Raw genomic sequence first — 18,208 nt, 5'->3', positions numbered from 1 at the left:
CTGGTGATGTTCAACGTCACCTGATTCCCTGGAAGGAACGCCACCATGACCAAGACTGAAGATAAGACTGCTGTTGCCGCCGTCAAAGATATTCTGCTTTCGAATCCAGATGGGCTGCACGAGGTGCTGCGCGCGGTGATGCAGGAGGTCCTTGAAGCCGAGATGGACGAGGCTTTAGGAGCCGCGAAAGGCGAACGAACACCCGAACGGCTCGGCTACCGCTCCGGCCATTACGGCCGCACGCTGATGACGCGGGTGGGTAAATTGGAGCTCAGGGTGCCGCAGGACCGCTCGGGGCACTTCTCCACCGAGCTGTTCGAACGCTACCAGCGCTCGGAGCGGGCGCTGGTCGCCACGCTGGCCGAGATGTATGTGCAGGGGGTGTCGACGTGCAAGGTCAAGGCGATCACCGAAGAACTGTGTGGGCATGCGTTCTCGGCCTCATCGATCTCGGCGATCAACAAGCGGCTCGATGAAAGCCTGAAGGCCTTTGCCTGCCGCCCGCTTCAAGAGCCCTTTCCCTACCTCATCCTCGATGCCCGTTATGAGAAGGTCAGAGAGGCCGGCGTCGTCAGGAGCCAGGCGGTGCTGATCGCCGTCGGCATCGATTGGGATGGCCGGCGGCAAATCCTGTCCGTCGAGATGGCCAGCCGCGAGAGCCGCTCGGCCTGGAAGGACTTCCTGCTGGGATTGAAAGCCCGCGGCCTCAAGGGTGTCGAATTCGTCGTCTCCGACGATCATGCCGGCCTCGTCGCGGCCATCGGCGAGGTCATTCCGGAAGCCGCCTGGCAGCGCTGCTATGTGCACTTCCTGCGCAATGCGCTCGACCATCTGCCGCGCAAGCACGGCGACGATTGCCTGCAGGAACTGCGATGGATCTACGACCGGCGCGACCTCGCAGAGGCGAAGGCCGATCTGTCCGCCTGGCTTGGTAAATGGTCGGGAAAATATCCACGGCTGACCGGCTGGGTCGAGGAAGCCATCGAGCAGACGCTGACCTTCTTCCGCCTGCCGCGCACCCACCACAAGCATCTCAAGAGCACCAACATGCTCGAGCGCCTCAACGAGGAGATTCGCCGCAGAACCTACGTCGTGCGGATCTTTCCCAACACCGAAAGCTGCCTGCGCCTGGTCAGGGCGCTGGCCGTCGAAACCCACGAAAACTGGATGGAGGCCAATCGATACATCAACATGGACGATCTCAGAGAGCATAAGAAACTCGCTCTCCGCAACGCCGCATGACCAGTCTCATGACCGCCCATTTTGCTGAACTTGACGCACATAACCTCCTTTTGCGGCACCGGTCGATCCCTACACGATCGCTGGCGCGCTGATCATCATTCTGTTCGGCTGGCTGGTACTCCAATAGGTATCACAGCGCCGTCGGCTTCTGTGGAAAGCCGCCGACATGGCTGCAGGTGAGCGCTGCCCGGTCTCGTCCAGCCTTGACCGCGTCCTGCAACGATCCACCGCCAACATGCACGGACAGAAATCCCGCGATGAAGCTGTCGCCGGCGCCGGTGGTGTCTACGACCTCGACCTGCATGATGCCCGTCTCTGCCCGCTCTTCAAGCGTCGCCGCCACCGACCCCTTCGCGCCCCGCGTAACCACTGCGACCCGAACACCGGCGGAAAGAAAGCGGTCGATCATCGCGTCGACCGCCGTGTCGTCCTCGCCCGCCGAGCCAAAGGCAATCGTCAGGCCCTCAATGCCGAGATTGGCCGGGCCGGCGTTGACGGAGACATCCTGCGAGACACTGACACCGGCTGCAGCGAGCGTGTGTCTCAGAGCACCGCCATCATCCAGCCAACCTATATGGACGTGGTCCATGGTCTTCAGCGCGGCGATATCTTCTTCCGATGGCCGGTAGCCAGCGCAGACGCCGAAATCCTCAAACAGAAACACGCGCTCGCCCGACGGCAGGACCTCGATGTCCGTATGGGCAGTCTTGCCTAGCCGTTCCTGCATATGCGCAACAGCAACGCCATTCTCGATCAGGGCAGTTCGCGTCCGCCGGCCATCGAGATCAGGGCCGACGGCTCCGAGATAGAATGCCTCATGGCCAAGCGTCGCGAGATGTACTGCGACATTTACCGCATTGCCGCCAACAAGTGCCTCGCCGATCGACGGCGACAGGAACTTGTCGATGCAATTGTCGCCAACCGCTGCAACGCGAAGTCTCTTCATACAGCTCATCCCCGACAATGCCGCGCCTGCCTCTAGGAGCATTCGCGGCGCGCTGTCAAACTCGCGTCAATAGTTGACCCGCTTATAGTAGCGTCGCGTGGTCAGCGGATGATTTCGCATGACTTCGAGATGCGCGCTGATGCGTTCGAGCACCGTGGCGAGCAACGCTGGCGAGACCAGCCCGCGGACCTCGGGTGAAATGCCGGGCAGCGCAAATTCGGCCGTATCGAGCACGGTCAACCGGTCGGTATATTCAGGTGCGAAATTCTCCACCCGGTCGGCCAGTGGACGCAAGGCATCCTCGCCCTTGAACAGGATGACGGAAACGCCCTCCTCGACCAGTTCCAGCGTGCCGTGGAAGAAATCGGATGCATGCACCGGCCGAGTACGGATCCACTGCATCTCCTCGAGAATGCACATGCCGTAATAGAAGGCTTGCGGCCAGACATTCCCGGCACCGGTGATGATGTGATATTCGGCTCCGGCAAGCACCCTCGCAAAAGCCTCGGCCTTCGGCTCATAAGCGCGCTTCACTTCGAGCAGTAGCGCCGGCAACCTGTCGAGTTCACCCGCGATCTGATTGTAGTTCTCGATCTCCCCGCGATGGCGCATGATCGAAAGCGCGATGAACAGCGATTGCAGATAGAAGGATTCGCAGGACGTATCGTCCTCGGCGAAGTTCACGAAGACATGATCGCCACCTTTGCCGATCGGCGTTTCCTCATGGCCGACCAGAGTGATCACCATAGCGCCGGCTTCCTTCGCCTTGGCGAGGAGTGCCACGCTTTCCCTCGTCGTGCCCGACAGCGAGGGTATGACGACGATCGATTTGCCATTCAGGTTTGCCGATCCGGTCAGGACCAGCTCGGCCGGCATGTCGAAAAAGACCGGAAACCGCGACTGGCGTAGCAGCAATTGGGCTGCCGGCTGCATCAGGATCGCAGCGCCGCCCGTTCCGAGGAAATGGATGTTTTCGGCACCGGCGGCCAGGCAATCGGCGATCACCCGGTCCAACCGTTCGCGCAGGGCCACCGCGCCGGACTGGATGCGGAGAAACCTCTGTTCGTCAAAATTCAGCATGCAAGCCTCCGTTCGCGATAGTGTCAGCGACTAACACCGACAATGTTGTAAGACAACTGACATCTTGATTTAGATGTGTCAATAACTCGACTGTGAATTTGCACTGGCTTTAGCAATACCCTTGGTTAATGCGACGCTGTCGGGACACCAGAAATTTGTTGACCACGCTGCCAATGTCAGACAAGCACATTCAGGACGGTAGAGAGGATTGCGGTCTTGGACGAGCCCTTGCGTGACAAACAGACCCTTGTGATCAAGCTGCGCGACAGGATCCTGGATCTCATCCGCGACGCGAGCCTGAAGCCCGGTGACAAGCTGCCAACCGAGGCCGAACTTACCCAGCGCTTCAGGATTTCCCGCCCCGTCGTCCGCGAGGCTCTCAAACTCCTCGAACAAGACAACCTGATTTATGCCGAACATGGCCGCGGCCGCTTCGTTTCGCCGATGTCCGCGGTGCAAGTCGATCGGCCGATTACGGTGTTCGAGAGCGTGACCGACATGGTCCGGCACTATGGCTATGAGATAGTCAACAAGGTGCTGTCCATTGCCGAAGAAGCGCCGGATGAGCTCGTCGCAAGGCAATTGCAGATGCGGGTCTCGGATCGCGTGATCCGCATCGAACGCCTGCGGCTCCAGCGCGATGAGCCGATCATGTACTGCGTCGATTACGTGCCGCGCAGCCTCATTTCCGCTCGTCTCTACGACATCGACTGGAGCGGTTCGCTGCTCGCGCTGCTCGAGGAGCACAAGAACAAGCCACGAATGTCGGCAGCGAGCGTATCCGCCGTCGTGCTGCCGAACGACGTTGTCGAGCGCAACGATCTAAGGGACTTCGGCCCGGCTCTCCTGATCACCGAAACCTGCTTCAATGCTGCCGGCATACCGGTGATCTACGCGATTGATTATCACCGAGGCAGCCACTTCTCGTTCAGCCTGGCGAGAAAATAAGGTTCAACCGCAACGTTTGAAGTGCAGGTTAAGAGACATCCTACTCAAAACGGTATGGGATTTTGTGACGATAGCTGCTCAAGACCTTGGCGCCGAGGACCGAAGCGTCCGCTTTCCGCTGACGAAACGGGCCCGAGCGGAACGCCCAGTCTCGTCGATTTCCTCGGTAGCAACAAAAGGCCGACGTCAGCCCGAGACGGCCACTGCTTTGCGCCCCCTTGTCGGCCACAGAGGGGATCTTTGCCTTCGCCCGGAAGCCGACATTGCTGTGACCACCTGGCGTTCATAGTCGCGCCACAACCGGCCATTCCCGCAAGTTCTGTGTGCGTCACGCCCGGCTCGCCCGAACACTCAGCCACCGATCATGGGGCCTTCCGACGCACCGACGTACCTCGCTGACGATCCAGCCGGCGTCTGTGAGTGCGGACCGCAGGGCAGGCTCGCGCCAATACGTCTCGACGTAGCGCCGAGGCGCTGCAGCACTGCCGTGTGTGGACACATCCTCGCCTTCGCCCTCTCTAACCGAGGCGTGCAGTCGGCCACCGGTCCGGGTCGCCTCGGCAAGCCGTCCAAGCACCGTGCCGAAATCCTCGCGGGCGACATGAATCAGGCAGGCACAGGCCCAGATCCCGTCATACGGCGTGCCGGGACGCTGCGGGTCGACCAAATCATCGGTCAGCGGGTCCAACAGGTCGGCTTCGAAGCCGCTTTCGCGAAGCAGTTCGACGAAACCCTTTGCAATGTCGGTGCGCCGGACGCTCATTCCCCGCTTCTCAAGCTCAAGTGCATCTCGCCCGCCACCGCTTCCGATCTCCAGCACCCTGCCCGAGCCGCCTAGCTCGGTCACGAACGCATCGATCTCTGTCGCGACCCATTCTGGCATCGCCGCGGCCTCCGCAGCGTACTCCGCCGCAACCGTATCATAGGACCGCACGGTATCCAGGTCGGTGCTCATCCTAGCGCTCCTCCTTCAAGACAAGAGGCCTGATGAGCGAGAGGCCCATCAGTCCGTTGCGCCGTTCACACTTCGGCAGTTGGTGATATCGCGGGCGATTTGCTTCCGAGCTTTAGCAGAAATGCGGCCAGAGACACCACCGACCGCGCCAATGCTGCCGGGCGGCAAGGCGCCCTCATAATGGTCATCGAGCCACCCTTCGCTGCTGCTGCAAAGCGGACATGACGCAGTGACGACGCGGGTCGCGGTTGCGCCAAAAGCCGCCATTCCGCCCCATGCGGGTGATTAGATTACGAATTCCTCGTCATACGTCTGTGGCTCGGGAACGACCGTAACCTCCACCGGCACGATCCAATTGGCCGCGTAGCTCTCGCAGTCGGAACGCTGGAGCTCGGGCTGCACGCACCCCGCCCCATCGATCGCGCGACATCGCAGTATATAACGCCCCACCTCTTCAGGGGTCCACATGTACTCCCACAAGCGCCATGCAAAGGGACGTTCTGTTTCGAGGAGCCTCCCCTCGCGCCAGCCCCTGCCATCTCCGGTGCAGACCTGCACCTGCCGGATAGCAGCCTCTCCGCTCCAGGCGGCTCCGAAAATCCGGTACGGTTGGCCGGCGATGAGATGCGCCCCCTGTACGGGACGCGCGATCTGCGCTTTGACCTCCATCTCCGCAAGGGGGACCAGCGTGGGTTCCCCGAGGCTGCGCTCCCAACGGAAATAGTCGCGCGCCTGCCAGTAGCCAAGGAACGGTTCCTCCAAAACCGTGATATGCGTGATCCACTTGACCCATGCCATGCCGAACCAGCCACCCACGACCGCGCGTAGCGGGTAGCCGTGATCGCGCGTCAACGGCTGCTCGTTCATCGAATAGGCAAGGATCGTGCTGTCAGCTATGGCCTTCTCAAGCGGTAAACTGCGCGCAAAAGCGATGGGGCCGGGAGAAGCCGTTTTCTTGTTCGTGTCGACGACGCCGCTGTCTGCGCCTATGAGCAGAACCTCACGCGCGCTTCGCTTAACGCCCGCCATTTCTAAAATCTCGCGCAGAAGAATACCTGTCCACGCGGCATTGCCGACGGCTCCGTTCTGCCACTGCAACCCCTCCTTCGGCGGCTCATAGTAGACGCGCCCGTTCCCTGCACACTCGACCACGGCGGTGAAAGTCGTGCTCCGCATCGCCTTGATGCTGTCGAGGTCAAGTTCGATCGGCCGCTCCACCGCCCCGCCAACGCGCAATCTCCAGTCGCGCGCATTGAGGTCCGGCGACGGGAAATGGTTTCGCACGAAGAACAGCTCGGTTGGGATCAGCCAATCGGAGAGCGACGCAAACGGAAACTCGATGTTCTGTGGGGATTTCTGTCGAACTATCAGACTGGGTTGCTGTGGTGTCGGCATCGTCCTCGTCTCCCCTTTCAAGAGCACAACGTTGGCACTCGGTCGCGCGAATTCCGGTTCGATCACACCGCCCCTCGCAGCGTGTCTGTCGCGTTCCGCCTTCGGCCGCATTCTAGCACATACCGCACGTTCCTCGGATCGACCTCGAACGGCAGCAAAGGAGCCGAATGCTGCTTGGGCCCACGTCTCTTTGGCGCCCGCTTGTCGTTCAGGCACTGCCGCTGGAGAAGACCAGCAACGTATTGTTGGTAGGCATCTCGATCGTCTCGCGGAGATTAAGTCCAGCGGCCTCACCCACTTGTTCAAGATCAGCGATATCACGCACCCCCCAGGATGGGTTGCGCTCCTTTAGAGCCGCGTCGAAAGCAGCGTTCGAGGGGGCGTTGTGTGCCCCGTCGCGCATGAATGGGCCGTAGAGAAGAAGAAGCCCACCAGCGTGAAGCAAACGGCCAGCTCCTGCGAACAATCCTAAGCTTGCCGCCCACGGCGCGATATGGATCATATTGATCGACACGATGGCGTCAAAATGCCCCGTTTGTTCGACGCCCCATTGTCCTGAGCACACATCAATATCCCGCGGTGCCAGCACATTCTTCAGCCCTGCGAATTTGATCCAGCTAGACGTGCTGGTGCGGGCGTCGGCATCCGGATCGCTCGGCTGCCAGGTGAGGTTGGGCATTGCTCCCGCAAAACACACGGCGTGCTCGCCGGTCCCGCATCCAATCTCCAGCACGGCGCCACGTGTTGGAAGGACACGTTTTAGGACCGCGACGATCGGCGCCGAATTTCGCGCAACGGAAGGTGAGAACATGCGCTGGTCGGCGCTTATGTCGCGCTGTTCCAGCGCAACCGGTGAACGGTCCTTCTTCTCTGGGGTCATTGGCCTTGAATCCCCTTGGGCGATGTCTCCCACCTTATAGCTGAATTGATGGGACAGAAACCAAGGATTTCGGACGAAGGGGGTCGCCGGCGCGTGCGTTCGGCCGAGGGCGACCGAACGTCCACTTCGCGTCAGATCACGCGACCGCCAGGCTCAAAGTCTGCTTTCGAAAATCTGAGCCCGGAAGCCGACCGACGGCTTTCAGTCCTGTAGCAGACGTTCATGGCCGTAGTGCGACCTTTGCAATTGCGTTTACCACACTTCAAAGTTCGCGGTTGAATGCTCGGAAAAATTGATATTACAGGGCGAGACCACCTCAATATTCGGCAACCTCCGGGACACATCATGCTGTGGAAGCTATTTGCAGGGGCGCTTTCTCTCTACCTCTTAGATTGTATCTATATTCTCTATACCAACGAGCCCACTGTTGACATGCTCGTCGGCGGCGTAATGCAGTTTTTTGGCGTTGCCGCCGTCATAACGTATGGGTTTGACATCGAGACATTCGACCGTCGGTTTTGGACCTACTTGTCCAAGTTATTTGCAGTTTACATTGTCTACAGCATAGTCCGACCGCTTTGGGTTCTCTGGGGCATGCCTTCATTTGGGACTGATCCAACACCAATGTTATTGCTATGGATTGCACTAGGATTGGCACTCTCGCTCATCGTCGTCGCAGGTTACTTTCAGTGGCTCGCAATGCTGCGTTGTGCGCGAGGTGAAGCGGTGGACCGGCAGTGACCGTCCGCAATTGGACGCGATCCTGACGAGCATCCTCACCTGTCGGCCCAAAGCTGCCATAGTCGGTACTATTTTCCGCGCAAAGCGAAGTTGAACCACACCGTAAAGAGACGCGAAAACTCGGCGAACAGCAGAAGTATGAAGCAACCTCCCCACCGCGGTTCCAAAAATCATCGTGCTTATGAGCGCCACCAGAAAATAGGCCGCTGCAAAGAAAACGTACCTTAATAGCGCCACCTGTATCCTCCTTCGGCTATCCGTTTATTTAATCATTTCATCTCAAAATACAACCTAAGGCCGTATCTGGTTCCCGTGACCGCAATTGGCGCAATCCGGCCAGTTGAGTTGTGGGAAAGGGCCGGTGGCATTTGCGACGCAATTACGAATCCCGGTGGCGGGCCGAGGTCTGTTTCCTGCGCGCCACCCTCTTTTTTTGAGGGCCATTGACCAACGGCCTGCGATGTGCGCCACTCATGGCTTGCACAAGGAAAATCCCATGCTCAAATTTCTGCTCGCCCTCTCGATGGGTGTTTTTTGCGTCTCGCCGCTTCAGGCCGGCGATATCACTCCGGTGACCAAAAGCTGCCAGCCGGGGCCAAAACAGGCGCAATGCGAGCGATGGGTCACGGATATCAAGAAAGCCGTCGAGCTGGCCTATAAGGGCGACCATGGTGCGCAGGTGACCGTTGCCTTCTGCCTGTCCACAGGTTGCCATGGCGCCGTCGCCATCGACAAGGTCGCTTCCTGCAGCTGGCATCTCGTCATCGCCAATTCGGGCGTTGCGACAGTGCTCGACGCTTCCAATCTCAGGAACACCTGCCGGCCGATGACGCCGGCTGAGAAAGACCAGGCCCGCGCCTCGTCCCGCGATCTCGTCCAGAAGATCTACAAGCGCCCGATGGTCGCGACCGACCAGATGTAATCTGGTTGGGGTGCCGGCTCGCGGCGCAACGCCTGCGTGAAAATAAATCTCATTGCTCTCCCGGCTTTCGCCGCTATTCTCCACCCAAAGAAAATCGGGCCAAAGAAAATAGTGCCGAAGAAAATAGGGAGGACGACTGATGATCCTGCACTGCGTATTCCTGCGGTTGAAGACCGCGATGACGAGCGAAGACAAGCAGTCGCTGTTTGCGGCGATCGTCGCCCTGAAACAGGTCATTCCCGGCATATTGGATATTAAATACGGGCCGAATGTCTCGCCCGAAGGATTGCATGGCGGCTTCGTCGACGGGTTTGCCGTAACCTTCGAAAGCGCCGAGGCCCGCGACGCCTATCTCATTCATCCCGAGCACGTGACGGTCGGCGAGCGCATCGTCTCGTCGACGGATGGAGGCCTTGCCGGCATTCTGGTCTTCGACCTTAATTTGTGAGGGCCGCAGGATAACCTGCAGCCCTTAATCCTCAGCTCGATTTCGCCATGGCGGCGGCGAGCTGATCGACATTGTACTTGAACATCTTCTCGTAGGTCGGCGCCGGCCCCTTGGCGTCGGACAGGGATTCGACATAGAGCTCGCCGCCGGGCTCGGCCCCGGTTGCCTTGGCGACCTGCTTGACCAAGCGCGGATCGTTGGAATTCTCGAAGAAATAGGCCTTCACGCGCTCGCCGTTGATCTGTTCGATCAGCTTGGCGACGTCGGCGGCCGAGGCCTCGCTTTCGGTGGACAGACCGAGCGGCGCCAGGAAGCTGACATTATATTCGCGGCCGAAATAGCCGAAGGCATCATGGCTGGTCAGCACCTTGCGGCGATCGTCCGCCACCTTGTCGAATTTCGCATGGGCATAGGCGTTCAATTCATCCAGCGTCCTGGTGTACTTCTCGGCATTGACCTTGAAGGCGGCGGCGTCCGTGGGATCGGCCGATGACAACGCCTTTTCGATATTGGCGACCCAGACCTTGACGTTGACGGGGCTGTTCCAGACATGCGGATCGGTGATTTCCGCGCCGTCCTCTTCCATGGTGCGGGTGTCGATGCCTGCGGAGACGGTGACCGGTTTGCCCTTATAACCCGAGGCGGTGATCAGCCGGTCCATCCAGCCTTCCAGCCCCTCGCCGCTGACGAAGGTCACTGCAGCCGCCTTCAAATTCTTCGCATCGGCCGGCGACGGCTCGAATTCATGGGGGTCGCCGTTCGGCCCGACGAGGCTTGTCACCTTGACGTGCTCGCCGCCGACCTGTTTGACGACGTCGGCAAGCACGGTGAAGGAGGCCACAACCTTCAGTGTCTCGGCGGAGGCGGGCATGGCCGACAGCGCCATCAAAGCGGGGATTGCTGCGGAGAGAAGCAGTCTGTGCGGTGTCATCGAAATCTCCTTGAGATCAGCCCTTCAAATGCGGGCGGGGAAAGACGCGCCGGACCAAGCCGGAAGGCGCGAAAAGAATAGAAAAGCCGTAGAGGATCGCCGCCGTCATGATGATCGTCGGGCCGGAGGCGAGCTCGAGATGATAGGAGGCGATCAGGCCGAGATAGCCCGATGCGGCCGCACTGACGGCTGCTATCGCCATCATCACGGGCAGACTGCGCGACCAGAGCTGGGCGACGGCTGCCGGCAGCATCATCAGGCCGACGGCCATCAGCGTGCCGAGCGCCTGGAAGCTGGCGACGAGGTTGAGCACCACGAGCAGCAGGAAGAGCAGGTGATAGACCGGCCCGCGCCCGCCGACGGCGCGCAGAAAACCCGGATCGAAACATTCGGCCACCAGCGGCCGATAGATGAAGGCGAGGATGACGATGGTCAGCGAGGTGATCGCGCCGATCAGATAAAGGGCCGGAGCATCGATCGCCAGGATGGTGCCGAAGAGCACATGCAGGAGATCGATATTCGAGCCTCGCAGCGAGACGATCAGCACGCCGAGCGCCAGCGAGGCGAGATAGAAGCTGGCAAAGCTCGCATCCTCCTGCAGCACGGTCATCCGGCTGACGGCGCCGGACAGCAGCGCCACCGACAGGCCGGCGATGAGACCGCCGAGGCCCATCGCCGTCAGCGACAGGGAGCCGGCGACGAGGTAACCGATCGCAGCCCCCGGCAGCACGGCATGGCTCATGGCATCACCCATCAGGCTCATGCGCCGCAGCATCAGGAAGACGCCGATCGGTCCCGAACCGAGCCCAAGACAAAGGCAGGCAACGAGGGCGCGGCGCATGAAGCCGTAATCGGCAAAGGGGGCGAGGAAGAGATCGTAAACCGTCATGCCGCCGGCGCCTCTTCGGGTGCGCAGGCATTCGCATCCTCGTCCCAGCGCTCGGCCATGGCGCGGGCCTTCAGGAGATTGACCGAGGACATGACGTCTGCGGTCGCACCCCAGCCGACCAGTTCGCGGGCGAGCAGCAGGGTTTGCGGGAAATGGGCGCGGACCAGCTCGAAATCGTGCAGCACGGCAATCACCGTGCGGCCTTCACCATGCCAGCGGGTGACGATATCGATGAGGTCCCTGGTGGTGCGAGCATCGATTGCCGTAAACGGCTCGTCGAGCAGGATGATGCCGGCATCCTGCAGCAGCAGCCGGGCAAAAAGCACACGCTGGAACTGGCCGGCCGACAGCGAGCCGACATGGCGCCGGCCGAAGCCTTCGAGCCCGACGGCCGAGAGCGCCTCGCCTGCCCTTTTCACCTCGGCGGGCGCGATGCGGCCGAAGGCGCCGGTCTTCTTCCAGGCGCCGAGCATGACGGTGTCGATCACCGAGATCGGAAAGCGCCGGTCGATCTCGGCCGCCTGCGGGAGGTAACCGAATTCCGCCCGCCCCAGCCGATGCTCGATCCTGCCTTCGGCCGGGCGAAGCTCGCCCATGATCGCCTTCAGCAGCGTCGACTTGCCCGCCCCATTCGGCCCGGCAATCGCCGTCAGGCTGCCCAAGGCGAAGGCGCCGGAGACATGGTGGACGGCGGGGTGCCGGTTATAGGCGACGGTCAAATTATCAAGACGGATCAGCGGCGTCATGGCAAGACAACCGCCCAGTGGATCGCCAGCCAAAGGAGCGCAATGACCAGCGCCATGCCGATCACCCTAGAGAATGCCGACTGTCCCAGCAGGCTGACGGAGGGGCGGTCGGGGCTCGGGGGCATGGCGCATCCTACAATGTAATAACATTACTGTTATGTTATAACGATTGCGGCGAGATTGAGGCGGAGCCTGGCAGTTATTCACACTTGAAAGGAGGCGACAATCGGCCGCCCTTTATTTGTCAGGATGCTCGTATGCGGCCCCGCTATCCTTGCTCCAGAGGCCACCCTCCCTCCGTCTTCCTTGGGCTTGACCCGAGGATCCACCCTCGCCTCCATCAGCGTGGGCATGGATCCCAGGCTCAAGGCCTGGGATGATGGAGGTTGGGGGTGCCTTCCAGCCAAACTTCCCGCCGGCACAGCGGAAGCGATAGCCGCTATGTGCCGAAACGACTGTGGAAATCCTGATCCCGTGCATCGCGCTGCGAGGAAGAGCGAGGTGCCCCTAGGCCCATACCCTCAGAGCCCGTTCCATCCGGTCGGCGGCGTAGGTGACGATATAGGCGATCATCATGTAGATGACGACAGCGATCAGGAAGGCTTCGAGGTAGTAGAAGTTCAGCGCCGCGGTCAGTTGCGACTGCGCGAAGATGTCGACGACCTCGATCGCAAATCCCAGCGACAGCGCCTTCATGATCACCATGATGGAGTTGGCAAGATCCGGGATGGCGGCGACGATCACCTGAGGCAGCATCACCCGGCGGAACAGCTGGCTGCGCTTGTAGCCCAGGGAATAGGCCGCATCGGCCTGACCGTTGTCGAAGGAGTTGAGGGCGCCCTTCACGACCTCAGCCTGGAAGGCTGCGACGCAGGCGGTCAGGGCGACGATAAGCGTGATCCAGTTCGGCGTCGAGTGACCATTATAGTCGATGCCGACGAGCGAGGTCAGGAACTGCAGCGTCGGCGGCAGGCCGTAATAGGCGAGGAAGATCACGATGACCATCGGAACGCCCTTGAAGACGACCTTGTAGGCGACGACCAGTTCCCGAAGCAGCGGGACGCGCCGATATTCAACCATCGCGAAAAGGCTGCCGACGATGGTGGAGAAGACGAAGATTCCAAGCGCCATGGCGAGCGTCACCGGGACCGCGCCAAGGATGTCCCAGAGATCGGGAAGAAGGACTTCGGAATCGAACATGTGATGACCTCCTATTCGATCAGACGCTTGCCATCATGGTGGCCTTGGCCGGTGCGGTATTGGGCGCGAATTTTGCGTTTCGCGTTTCGAAAAAGCGCACGACGATCCATGCGACAAGGCATAGCAGCGAATAGATCACCGCCAGCACAAGGTAGGTCTCGAACTGGTATTGGTTGTAGTCGCGCTCCATGACGAGATGGGCGGTCGCCATGACATCTGCGGCGCCGATGTACATCACCAGTGCGACGTTGTGGATGAGGTAGATGATCGAGTTGCCGTAGCCTGGCAGGGCGATGTGCACCGCCTGAGGCCCGACGACCCGAAGGATCTTCTGAAGGAAGCTGTATCCGAGACTATCGGCGGCGTCGTGCTGGCCGCGTTCCACGACGAGGTAGGCCGGCCGCAGAACCTCGGAAAGATAGCCTCCATGGTAGAGGCTGAGGCCGACGATCGCCGCGACGTTCGGGGACACGAAGTCCTCGACCTCGAACAGAGCGACGACCAGCGGCAGCCCGTAGAAGGCGACGAACAACTGGAGCACGACGGGGACGCTCCGGGCATAGGAGACGTAGAGGTCAGCCAGCTGACTGACAACCGGTATCCTGCGCACCCGGAACGTCGTCGCAATCAGGGCCAGCAGGAAGCCAGCGATCATGGCCGTGAACGTGATCGCAAGCGTCAGCGGCAGCGCCTTGAGCAGCTCGGGGATCATGATGGATAGGTCCACTTCGGAACACTCCTTGTTTCGGTCTTGGGCCTGATCGCCGATCGTTTCTCAGCGTTACTTCATGTAGGTGGTGATGTCCTCGCCGAACCATTTCTGCGAGAGCTTGGCCAGCGTGCCGTCGGCCTTGAGCTCCTTCAGAGCCTTGTCGATGTCTTCGGCGAGTGCCTTGTTCTCCTCGGAGCGATGGATCAGGACGAAGGTATTGTTGATCGCGACCGGCTCGCTCGCCTTGACGTCGAGCTTCTGCTGGTCGATGACCGTCTGCTCGCCGAGGTTCGACGGCAGAACCAGCGCGTCGTATTTGCCGTTCTCGACCTCTTTCAGGCGATCCGGATAGGGAATGCCGGCGCTGGACGCGGTGATCTCGATCTTGAAGTCGGGGTTCTTTTTCTGCCAGGCAGTGGCGAACTTGTAGATACCGCCGCCGGCCGTCACGGGCACGATCTTCTTGCCAACGAGATCCTTCATCTCGTTGATGCCGCTGTCCTTGCGGCTGTAGATCTTGATCAGGCTGGCGCCGATCGGGCTCTCCGGAATGAGGAACTGCTTTTCGCGGGCGGGCGCCCGGTAGTAGCCGCCGGTCGCGATGTCGTACTTTCCGGTGGCAAGGCCGGTCTCCTGAGCGATGTCGGCAGCACCCTCCATCACGAATTTGTACTGCGGCAGCTTGGCGTTGATCGCCTTCAGGACGTCGGGCTCGTAACCCTGCGGCTCGACCCCGATGGCACCCCAGGAGAGCGGCTTGGATTCGGCAGCCGTCGCGATCTTGATGGTACGCACGTCCTCGGCATGCGATAGGCCCGCGGCTGCGAGGGCAAAGGCAACGCCAGCGACAGCGAGGCCGAAGCTACGGCGGGAAGTCGACTTGATGGAAGACATGTCAGGCATCCTTTCTTTACTGGATGGAGTGTTCGGAATTCAGGAACTGGGCAAGGCGCGGGTTGGAGGGCGTGTCGAAGATCTCGGCAGGGCTGCCTTGAGCGGCGACGACGCCCCGATCCATGAAGACGATGCGGTTCGAGATATTCTTTGCGAACTGCATCTCGTGGGTGACGAGGAGCGAGGTGATGCCGGATGACGTGACGTCCCTGATCACCTTCAAAACCTCGCCGACGAGTTCGGGGTCGAGCGACGACGTCGGTTCGTCGAAGAGCATGACATCCGGCTTGACGGCCAGCGCACGCGCAATGCCGGTCCGCTGCAGCTGGCCGCCGGAAAGCTGGGAGGGGTAGCTGTCGATCTTGTTCGACAGGCCGACCCGCTCAAGCTCCTGCAAAGCGATCGAGCGCGCTTCGTCCTTCGACTTGCGCTGCACGACCACGAGCGGATCCATCACGTTCTGAATGACCGTCATGTTCTTGAAGACGTTGAACTGCTGGAAGACCATCGCGGTCCGCAGCCGGATCGCCTGGACCGCGGTGCTGTTCGGTTTCCGGTAATCCATCCTGACCTGATCGAAGGCGATCGTGCCCGACGCCGGCTTTGCCAGATAGTTGATGCACTTCAGCAACGTCGTCTTGCCGGTACCGCTGGGGCCGATGATCGACACCACGTCGCCCCGGTTCACCGAGAGATCGACGCCGTTCAGGACCTGCGTGTTTCCGTAGGACAGCTTTAGGTTTTTGAGCTCAAGCATTTCAGGTCGGGGTCCTTTCGGCAGATAGGTCGGAAAACGTCGCGGTCTCGTCGTCGGCCCACTCGTCTCCGAGCAGCTCGGGCGTGTCGAAGGCCTGGAGATCGGCGAAATGACGCTCGCGGTCGGCGACGAAGAGCGCCCTGACGATGCCGCGCGCAAGCCGGTCGGCGCCTTCGCTGATTGCGGGAATGTCGCCCGTGAGCTTGCCGTGGCTGAGCGTCGCCGGGAAGTTGAAGCAGTGGATGCGGGCGAGCGCCGGGCAGGCGCCGGGCTCGGCCTCGAGGAACTCGAACGCCTCGCCGAGGTCGGGCGAGGTTTCCAGCTCGTCGTTTCGCAGGTCCGCGGGCACGGGAAAGCGGTCGCGCCAGAGGCGGATATGGGATGCGACGGCAGCGAGTTCCGGCCGGTTCGTCAGGTCGACCTTGAAGCCGGTGCCGAAGATCAGGAAATCGACGGGATAGCTGCCTTTCGGCGTCGTCACAACGATATGGTCGCCTTGCTGCTGCAATCGATCGATCGGGCTTCCGAGATGAAGATGAGCCTGCGGGAATGCGCTGACACGCAGGACGCTCGGGCGCGGAGGCGGCGTCTGCGAGCGCATGGCGTAGTCGAGAAAGCGCCACTTCCAGTCATCCGGCAGACCAGCAAAGCCGTGCACCACGCCCTGGCTGCCGATGCCGGTGAACTTGTTGATCCGCGGCAGGTCGGTCCTGCGCACGAACATGTCAAGCCGGGCAGCGCCGGCCTCGAGCGCGGTGGCGGCGTTGTCCATCGCCGAGGCGCCGGCTCCGACGACACCGACCCGCTTGCCGCGCAATGCGGCGAAATCGATAGGGTCGGCGGTATGAGCCCAGAACTTGCGCTCTATGTCGTCGGTGATCGAGGGTACGAAGGGCCCGCCCAGACCGTCGCGGCCCGTTGCCAGCACCACATGGCGCGCTATCATCGTTTCGGACCGGCCATCGTGATGGCAGACAACATCGAGCAGGCCGTCGCCGCGCGGACGAATGGCATTGACGGCGACCCCATTGCGCACCGGCAGGTCAAGCACGCGCCGGTACCACACGAGGTAGTCCATCCATGTCTGACGCGGCGCCCTATCGAGCGCGACCCAGGCATCGCGGCCATGCAGCGCCTCGTAATAGGCGCGAAACGTCAGCGCCGGCAGGCCCATTGCCGGTCCGGTCAGTTGTTTGGGAGAGCGAAGGGTTCGCATCCTGGCGAAGGTGACCCAGGGACCCTCGCTTCCGGCAGGCGCCTTGTCGAGAACGGTGTGGTTGGCGACGCCGAGCCGCTTCAGCATGGCGGAGGCCACGAGCCCGGCCATGCCCGCACCGATAATCACGACGTCAATGACCGCTTGGCCGTCGACGAGGCGGGGCGGAACCCAGGACTTGGCCGGCAGCTCCAGCCAGGCGAGGTCCTGGCGCAGGCGTGCCTCGAGCGCTTCGAGATTGTTCGGAAACGTCGAGAGATCGCTCATGACGGCACAACCTCGGTCATCGGGCTACCGCCGTAGACGGTATCGGCCAAGGCTTCGACGCCACCTGCGTCGTGCAGCCGGCAACCGGGCATCGCCAGGGCCACGGCGCGCGCCGCATCGATCACGGCGGCGACCGTCGGGGTCAGCGGCATCGCGGCAGGCGAGATGGCGCCGAACAGGAAGGGGATGGTGTGGTCGAGGACGCGCATTACGATCCCCTCGAGCGGAACGCCGCAGACGGTCGCCGGCTCGACGATGGCGACGCCCAGTCCGGCCCGGACCATCGTCAGGGCGGTCAGCGAGGCGTTGACGTCGATCATCCGTTGCGGCGCCACACCCGCGCGCTCCAGGGCCTCGTCGATGCGGTGCCGCAGGCGGTAGGGATTGGCGAGCGTGATGATGCATCGCTCGGCGAGATCGGAGAGACGCACCATGTCATCGTTGGCCAACGGATCGTTGGCGGCGAGAGCGACGACACACGACGCTTCGGCAACCCAGTGCACGTCGAGGCCGGGATGTTCCAGCGGCAGGCTTGATATCCCGAAGTCCGCCGAGCGGGCGAGCACCGCCTGCACGACATTCTCGGCCGCCAGCGCCTGCACATGGAGATGACGCGGTATCAGGTCCGGCGCGACGGCCGCGATCGCCTGGGGCAGAACGCCCGCCGCAAGTGAAGGCGTGGCCGCGATCGTCAGCGACGGCGGTTCATCGAGACCGATGGCATTCGCCCGCTCGCGGATGTGGGCGAGGCTGGCAAGATGGCGCTCCACCTCGGCGTGAAAGAGCAGACCGCGCGCGGTCGGGCTGATGCGCGGGCCGCTTCGATGCAGCAGCGCATAACCGATATCGGCTTCGAGATCCTGGATCAGCCGCGTGACCGCCGGCTGCGACCGGCCCAGCAGCCTTGCCGCCCCGGTCACGCTACCGGCGGACATCACCGCCGCGAAGGCTTCAAGTTGCCGGATATCGAAAGAGTCAGAATGCATAGTGGACATCAAACACTCTCCTTCATGTCAGTAAAGCATGACAATTCTCATTT

20 protein-coding genes are annotated in these 18,208 nt (G+C 61.5%); 5 read left to right on the top strand and 15 right to left on the bottom strand.

Going from position 1 to position 18,208, the window contains the following annotated elements; all coding sequences use genetic code 11:
• The first annotated feature begins 45 nt into the window (after positions 1 to 45).
• Positions 46 to 1,242 (top strand): IS256 family transposase, encoded by a 1,197-nt coding sequence (locus N2600_RS03630; protein WP_260298003.1) that lies wholly within the window; start codon positions 46 to 48, stop codon positions 1,240 to 1,242.
• A gap of 130 nt (positions 1,243 to 1,372) precedes the next feature.
• Here N2600_RS03630 and N2600_RS03625 read toward each other — a convergent pair whose 3' ends face one another.
• Both N2600_RS03625 and N2600_RS03620 read right to left on the bottom strand, forming a co-directional pair.
• Entirely contained in the window at positions 1,373 to 2,188 is an 816-nt protein-coding gene (locus tag N2600_RS03625; RefSeq protein WP_017963145.1) for a PfkB family carbohydrate kinase, read from the bottom strand.
• A 66-nt stretch (positions 2,189 to 2,254) separates the two neighbouring features.
• Complete coding sequence (locus N2600_RS03620; RefSeq protein WP_017963144.1) at positions 2,255 to 3,268, bottom strand: SIS domain-containing protein; 1,014 nt, start codon at positions 3,266 to 3,268, stop codon at positions 2,255 to 2,257.
• 216 nt (positions 3,269 to 3,484) lie between these two features.
• Here N2600_RS03620 and N2600_RS03615 point away from each other — a divergent pair, with 216 nt between their 5' ends.
• The gene (locus N2600_RS03615) at positions 3,485 to 4,216 is read left to right on the top strand and encodes a GntR family transcriptional regulator (RefSeq protein ID WP_017963143.1); all 732 of its coding nucleotides are present in this window, start codon (positions 3,485 to 3,487) and stop codon (positions 4,214 to 4,216) included.
• Positions 4,217 to 4,544: 328 nt separating this feature from the next.
• Here N2600_RS03615 and N2600_RS03610 read toward each other — a convergent pair whose 3' ends face one another.
• The 3 genes from N2600_RS03610 to N2600_RS03600 all read right to left on the bottom strand — a co-directional run bounded on the left by N2600_RS03610 (position 4,545) and on the right by N2600_RS03600 (position 7,446).
• Positions 4,545 to 5,171 carry a class I SAM-dependent methyltransferase gene (locus tag N2600_RS03610; RefSeq protein ID WP_260110292.1) on the bottom strand — a complete coding sequence of 209 codons (627 nt, stop codon included), beginning with the start codon at positions 5,169 to 5,171 and terminating at the stop codon, positions 4,545 to 4,547.
• Positions 5,172 to 5,456: 285 nt separating this feature from the next.
• Positions 5,457 to 6,566, bottom strand: a complete 1,110-nt coding sequence (locus tag N2600_RS03605; protein ID WP_260298002.1) for a sulfite oxidase — start codon at positions 6,564 to 6,566, stop codon at positions 5,457 to 5,459.
• Positions 6,567 to 6,774: 208 nt separating this feature from the next.
• Positions 6,775 to 7,446 carry a class I SAM-dependent methyltransferase gene (locus N2600_RS03600; protein ID WP_260297999.1) on the bottom strand — a complete coding sequence of 224 codons (672 nt, stop codon included), beginning with the start codon at positions 7,444 to 7,446 and terminating at the stop codon, positions 6,775 to 6,777.
• 345 nt (positions 7,447 to 7,791) lie between these two features.
• Between N2600_RS03600 and N2600_RS03595 the strand changes: the two genes are divergently transcribed.
• The 3 genes from N2600_RS03595 (at position 7,792) to N2600_RS03585 (ending at position 9,557) form a co-directional block, all read left to right on the top strand.
• Positions 7,792 to 8,187 carry a hypothetical protein gene (locus N2600_RS03595; RefSeq protein ID WP_260297997.1) on the top strand — a complete coding sequence of 132 codons (396 nt, stop codon included), beginning with the start codon at positions 7,792 to 7,794 and terminating at the stop codon, positions 8,185 to 8,187.
• Between the two features lie 496 nt (positions 8,188 to 8,683).
• Positions 8,684 to 9,109, top strand: coding sequence for a hypothetical protein (locus tag N2600_RS03590; protein WP_260297996.1), 426 nt, complete (start codon positions 8,684 to 8,686; stop codon positions 9,107 to 9,109).
• Positions 9,110 to 9,248: 139 nt separating this feature from the next.
• Entirely contained in the window at positions 9,249 to 9,557 is a 309-nt protein-coding gene (locus N2600_RS03585; protein ID WP_017963135.1) for a Dabb family protein, read from the top strand.
• Between the two features lie 31 nt (positions 9,558 to 9,588).
• Here the strand turns inward: N2600_RS03585 and N2600_RS03580 are convergent, their stop codons facing one another.
• The 10 genes from N2600_RS03580 to N2600_RS03535 all read right to left on the bottom strand — a co-directional run bounded on the left by N2600_RS03580 (position 9,589) and on the right by N2600_RS03535 (position 18,164).
• A complete protein-coding gene (locus N2600_RS03580; protein ID WP_260297993.1) occupies positions 9,589 to 10,488 on the bottom strand; it encodes a metal ABC transporter solute-binding protein, Zn/Mn family in 900 nt (299 codons plus the stop codon).
• Positions 10,489 to 10,504: 16 nt separating this feature from the next.
• A complete protein-coding gene (locus N2600_RS03575; protein WP_222387127.1) occupies positions 10,505 to 11,377 on the bottom strand; it encodes a metal ABC transporter permease in 873 nt (290 codons plus the stop codon).
• Positions 11,374 to 12,123, bottom strand: coding sequence for a metal ABC transporter ATP-binding protein (locus N2600_RS03570; protein WP_222387126.1), 750 nt, complete (start codon positions 12,121 to 12,123; stop codon positions 11,374 to 11,376). The genes N2600_RS03575 and N2600_RS03570 overlap by 4 nt, the downstream gene beginning before the upstream one ends.
• Entirely contained in the window at positions 12,120 to 12,248 is a 129-nt protein-coding gene (locus N2600_RS03565) for a hypothetical protein (RefSeq protein WP_017963131.1), read from the bottom strand. Before N2600_RS03565 ends, N2600_RS03570 begins: the two co-directional genes overlap by 4 nt.
• 382 nt (positions 12,249 to 12,630) lie before the next feature.
• On the bottom strand, positions 12,631 to 13,323 hold the full coding sequence (locus N2600_RS03560) for an amino acid ABC transporter permease (protein WP_260297992.1): 693 nt from the start codon (positions 13,321 to 13,323) through the stop codon (positions 12,631 to 12,633).
• Between the two features lie 19 nt (positions 13,324 to 13,342).
• The gene (locus N2600_RS03555) at positions 13,343 to 14,050 is read right to left on the bottom strand and encodes an amino acid ABC transporter permease (RefSeq protein WP_260297991.1); all 708 of its coding nucleotides are present in this window, start codon (positions 14,048 to 14,050) and stop codon (positions 13,343 to 13,345) included.
• A 54-nt stretch (positions 14,051 to 14,104) separates the two neighbouring features.
• Positions 14,105 to 14,929 carry an amino acid ABC transporter substrate-binding protein gene (locus N2600_RS03550; protein WP_260297990.1) on the bottom strand — a complete coding sequence of 275 codons (825 nt, stop codon included), beginning with the start codon at positions 14,927 to 14,929 and terminating at the stop codon, positions 14,105 to 14,107.
• 16 nt (positions 14,930 to 14,945) lie between these two features.
• A complete protein-coding gene (locus tag N2600_RS03545) occupies positions 14,946 to 15,686 on the bottom strand; it encodes an amino acid ABC transporter ATP-binding protein (RefSeq protein ID WP_222387123.1) in 741 nt (246 codons plus the stop codon).
• A 1-nt stretch (position 15,687) separates the two neighbouring features.
• Entirely contained in the window at positions 15,688 to 17,169 is a 1,482-nt protein-coding gene (locus N2600_RS03540; RefSeq protein WP_222387122.1) for an NAD(P)-binding domain-containing protein, read from the bottom strand.
• Positions 17,166 to 18,164 (bottom strand): LysR family transcriptional regulator, encoded by a 999-nt coding sequence (locus N2600_RS03535; protein ID WP_260297989.1) that lies wholly within the window; start codon positions 18,162 to 18,164, stop codon positions 17,166 to 17,168. The genes N2600_RS03540 and N2600_RS03535 overlap by 4 nt, the downstream gene beginning before the upstream one ends.
• Between the last annotated feature and the right edge of the window lie 44 nt (positions 18,165 to 18,208).

Origin of the sequence: Rhizobium sp. WSM1274 (genome assembly GCF_025200775.1) — a bacterium.
In the GTDB taxonomy this organism is placed as follows: Bacteria; Pseudomonadota; Alphaproteobacteria; order Rhizobiales; family Rhizobiaceae; genus Rhizobium; species Rhizobium leguminosarum_I.
Note: the sequence above shows the minus strand (reverse complement) of the source record. Positions and strands in the feature narration are given on the sequence as shown.